Annotated in this window: 6 protein-coding genes; all 6 read left to right on the top strand. The window is 71.1% G+C overall.

Going from position 1 to position 3,257, the window contains the following annotated elements:
- Positions 1-287: 287 nt before the first annotated feature.
- From DEIPI_RS0118050 to DEIPI_RS0118025, 6 genes are read left to right on the top strand one after another with little or no spacing between them, the layout of a single operon-like run.
- Positions 288-965, top strand: a complete 678-nt coding sequence (locus DEIPI_RS0118050; RefSeq protein ID WP_027482683.1) for an NUDIX hydrolase — start codon at positions 288-290, stop codon at positions 963-965.
- Between the two features lie 56 nt (positions 966-1,021).
- Positions 1,022-1,321: a YbaB/EbfC family nucleoid-associated protein gene (locus DEIPI_RS0118045; protein ID WP_027482682.1), complete on the top strand. Its 300-nt coding sequence runs from the start codon at positions 1,022-1,024 to the stop codon at positions 1,319-1,321.
- 34 nt (positions 1,322-1,355) lie between these two features.
- Positions 1,356-1,982 (top strand): recombination mediator RecR, encoded by a 627-nt coding sequence (gene recR, locus DEIPI_RS0118040; protein WP_027482681.1) that lies wholly within the window; start codon positions 1,356-1,358, stop codon positions 1,980-1,982.
- Between the two features lie 49 nt (positions 1,983-2,031).
- A complete protein-coding gene (locus tag DEIPI_RS0118035) occupies positions 2,032-2,391 on the top strand; it encodes a roadblock/LC7 domain-containing protein (RefSeq protein ID WP_027482680.1) in 360 nt (119 codons plus the stop codon).
- Positions 2,388-2,729: a roadblock/LC7 domain-containing protein gene (locus DEIPI_RS0118030; RefSeq protein WP_027482679.1), complete on the top strand. Its 342-nt coding sequence runs from the start codon at positions 2,388-2,390 to the stop codon at positions 2,727-2,729. Before DEIPI_RS0118035 ends, DEIPI_RS0118030 begins: the two co-directional genes overlap by 4 nt.
- A gap of 5 nt (positions 2,730-2,734) precedes the next feature.
- Complete coding sequence (locus DEIPI_RS0118025) at positions 2,735-3,055, top strand: roadblock/LC7 domain-containing protein (protein WP_027482678.1); 321 nt, start codon at positions 2,735-2,737, stop codon at positions 3,053-3,055.
- Positions 3,056-3,257: the final 202 nt, after the last annotated feature.

The following is a 3,257-nucleotide window of genomic DNA, read 5'->3' as shown; positions in this document are numbered from 1 at the left end:
CGGCGGGCGAGGGCTCGGCGTCCTGCTCGTCGGCATGGGCGGCGAAGACCCGGGCGAGGTCGTCGGCGCGCCTCACGAGGTCGGCGGCGCGGCCCGCGTGGGGATGCAGGTCGAGGAGGGACACGCCACAGTCTAGGTCGCGGGGCGAGGCGCGGCCTTCCGGGGACGTCCATGCAGGAAGCCATGACACTAACGGCATCCGGAACGTGCGCCACGGGCGTGGAAACGCTGCCAACATCGGACACTTTCTCCTTGACACGCACGTGACACGCCGCTAGGTTTATGTCATGGATACACTTACCCTGCCGCCCCGGGCGGCGCACGTCGGGCTGGCCGTCGACGTCGCCGCCTTCGCGATGCACGAGGGCACGCTGCACGTGCTGCTCGTGCAGCGCTCCAGCGGCCCGCACGCGGAGGTGTGGGCCCTGCCGGGCGGTTTCGTCGGCGAGCGCGAGCAGCTGCACGAGGCGGCGCTGCGCGAGCTTCGCGAGGAGACCAGCGTCACGCTCGAACCGCGCCACCTGGAACAGTTCTATACCTTCGGCGCGCCCGGCCGGGACCCGCGTGGACGCATCGTCTCGGTGGCGCACATGGCGGTGCTGCCCTACGGCACCGTGGAGGTGCACGGCGGACGCGGCGTGCAGGACGCGAAGTGGTTCCCGGCGCACACGCCGCCGCCGCTCGCGTTCGACCACCAGGAGATCCTCTCGCGGGCCCTCAAGCGGCTTCAGGTGCGGCTGGAGTACGCGCAGCTCGCGCTGGAGTTCCTCCCGGAGACCTTCACCCTGCCGGAACTGCAGGAGGTGCACGAGGCGATCCTGGCTCGCAAGCTCGACAAGCGCAACTTCCGCAAGCGCCTGCTGGCGCAGGGGCTGCTGATCGCGTCGGGCGAGCGGCGCAGCGGCGTGGGCCGTCCGGCGCAGCTGTACCGCCGCGTGAAGAGCCTGCGCAGACCCCAGCTGTAAGGATTCCTCACGCGGCACGTTGTGGGCCCGGCGCATCGGATAAAATCGCTTTCAGTATGGACATGAAGAAGCTGATGAAGCAGATGCAGCAGGCCCAGGCGGCCGCCGCGAAGATCCAGGAGGACCTCGCGGCGCAGTCCGTGGAGGGCAGCGCGGGCGGTCTCGTGACCGTCACCATGAACGGCCAGGGCAAGGTCACGGCCCTCAAGATCGACAGGGGGGCCGTCGATCCGGAGGACGTGGAGTCCCTGGAGGACCTGCTGCTCGTCGCGATCCAGGACGCCGCCGCGAAGGCGGACGAGCTCCAGCAGCGCGAGACGCAGCGCAGCCTGGGCTTCCTCGGCGGGATGCTTTGATCCACGCGGCGCGTGGGCGGGGCGGGGTGGGCGCGTGAAGTACCCTCCCTCGCTCGTGGCCCTCATCCGTGAGCTGTCGCGCCTGCCGGGCATCGGTCCGAAGTCGGCGCAGCGGCTCGCCTTCCACCTGTTCGAGCAGCCGCGCGAGGACATCGAGCGGCTCGCGGGCGCCCTGCTGGACGCCAAGCGCGAGCTGCAGATGTGCAAGCGCTGCTTCAACATCACCGACCGCGAGCTGTGCGACGTCTGCACCGACCCGGGCCGCGACCGCGCACAGATCTGCGTCGTGGAGGAGCCGGGCGACGTCATCGCGATCGAGCGTTCCGGTGAGTACCGCGGGCTCTACCACGTGCTGCACGGCGCGATCAGCCCGATGAACGGCGTCTCCCCGGAGAAGCTCTACATCAAGCCGCTGCTGGGCCGTCTGCGCGGTGACGACAACGACGTGGTCCGCCGTCCGGAGGACTTCGAGGTGATCCTCGCGACGAGCACCACCGTGGAGGGCGAGGCGACGAGCCTGTACCTGCAGCGTCTGCTGGAGCCGCTCGGCACGACGGTGTCGCGCATCGCGTACGGGCTGCCGGTGGGTGGGGCGCTGGAGTACGCCGACGAGGTGACGCTGGGCCGCGCCCTGGCGGGCCGTCAGCGCGTCACGAAGTAAGGTTGGCTCTCCTCACACTCGGCTCTCACCGATCTCTATACTGGGAGGCGTGCTCGACCAGCATCTCTCCCAACTCGTCCACGACGTCGACGGCGCCTGGGGCGCCGCGATCGGCGGCTACGACGGTCTCCTGATCGAAAGTCACGGCTCGGGCAGCGTCGACCTCGGCCTGCTCGTCGCCGAGCATGCCGGTCTCATGCGGGCCGCCCACGGCGCCTACGAAAACACTCTCGGCGGCGGCAACGTCCGCGAATTCTTCCTGCGCGGCGACGCGCTCAGCGCGTTCAGCCTGCCCATCGGCCCCGACCTCTTCCTGATGGTGGTGCTCGGCGGCGGCGCGGAGGCGAACCTCGGACAGGCCCGTCTGTACGGCCTGGAGACGGCCAGGAAGCTCAAGGAGGTCCTGTGAAGCTCCGTGGTCTGCTCGCCGCGCCCGGCGTCCGCGCCGCCGCGCTCGTCGGTCGTGACGGCCTCGCCCTCGAAGCGTACGGCGAGGAGGGCGAACGCCTCGCGGCGGAACTCGCCGCGCTGCGCGCCGACTTCGAGCGTGTCTCGCGCCGTCTCGGCGGCGGTCAGCTCACCCGCCTCGCCTTCACCGCCGAACTGTTCGAGGTCGTCGCGGTGAACGTCGGGGAGTACGTCGCGGCGGTGGCCGTCACGCGCGGCGCCGACACGCGCCCCGCGCAGCAGGAGCTCGCGCGCGTCGCGGCGGAACTGCAGGGCGCGCTGCCCGTCGTGAGGAGCTGAACGCCGTGGCCGTCGACATCGAGAGCCTGCTGGAGATCCGGGGCGTACGTCACGCGGCGCTCCTCGCGGAGTCCGGCGCCGTGATGGAAGCCGCCGGACGCATCCCGGACCTCGCCGTGCTCGGTGCGGCGCAGGCGGTCTCCACCAGCCTCGTGGAGGCCCTCGGCGGGGAGTTCCGCGACATGGTCGTGGACTTCGAGGACGGCCCGGTGCTCTTCACGAGCCTCGGGAACCGCACGCTCTTCACCGCCTTCGACGACGTCGCGAACCTCGGCCGTCTGCGCTTCGCGCTGCGCCGCGCGATTCCCGAACTGCGCGCGCGCTGAATCCATCGATGAACGCGGCGGGCCCGGAAGGGCCCGCCGCGCCTTCTTCGTTCAGGCCCGCCGCAGTTCGAGCGTCAGGACCTCGAAGGGCCGCACGCTCAGCGTGATCCGCCCACCGCCGAGCTCCCCGCCGGGCAGGGCGTCCTCCAGCAGGTCGAGGCGCCGCGCCGTGAGGCCGGGCGCGAGGTCGAGCGTGACCCGC

This window comes from Deinococcus pimensis DSM 21231 (assembly GCF_000519345.1).
GTDB classification, from domain to species: Bacteria; Deinococcota; Deinococci; order Deinococcales; family Deinococcaceae; genus Deinococcus_A; species Deinococcus_A pimensis.
This window is presented reverse-complemented; position numbering and strand designations above follow the sequence as displayed.

What these genes read in the sequence shown, in the direction of transcription:
- DEIPI_RS0118050 (WP_027482683.1), top strand. Translation starts at nt 288, where the DNA reads ATGGATACACTTACCCTGCCGCCCCGGGCGGCGCACGTCGGGCTGGCC.
- DEIPI_RS0118045 (WP_027482682.1), top strand. Translation starts at nt 1,022, where the DNA reads ATGGACATGAAGAAGCTGATGAAGCAGATGCAGCAGGCCCAGGCGGCC.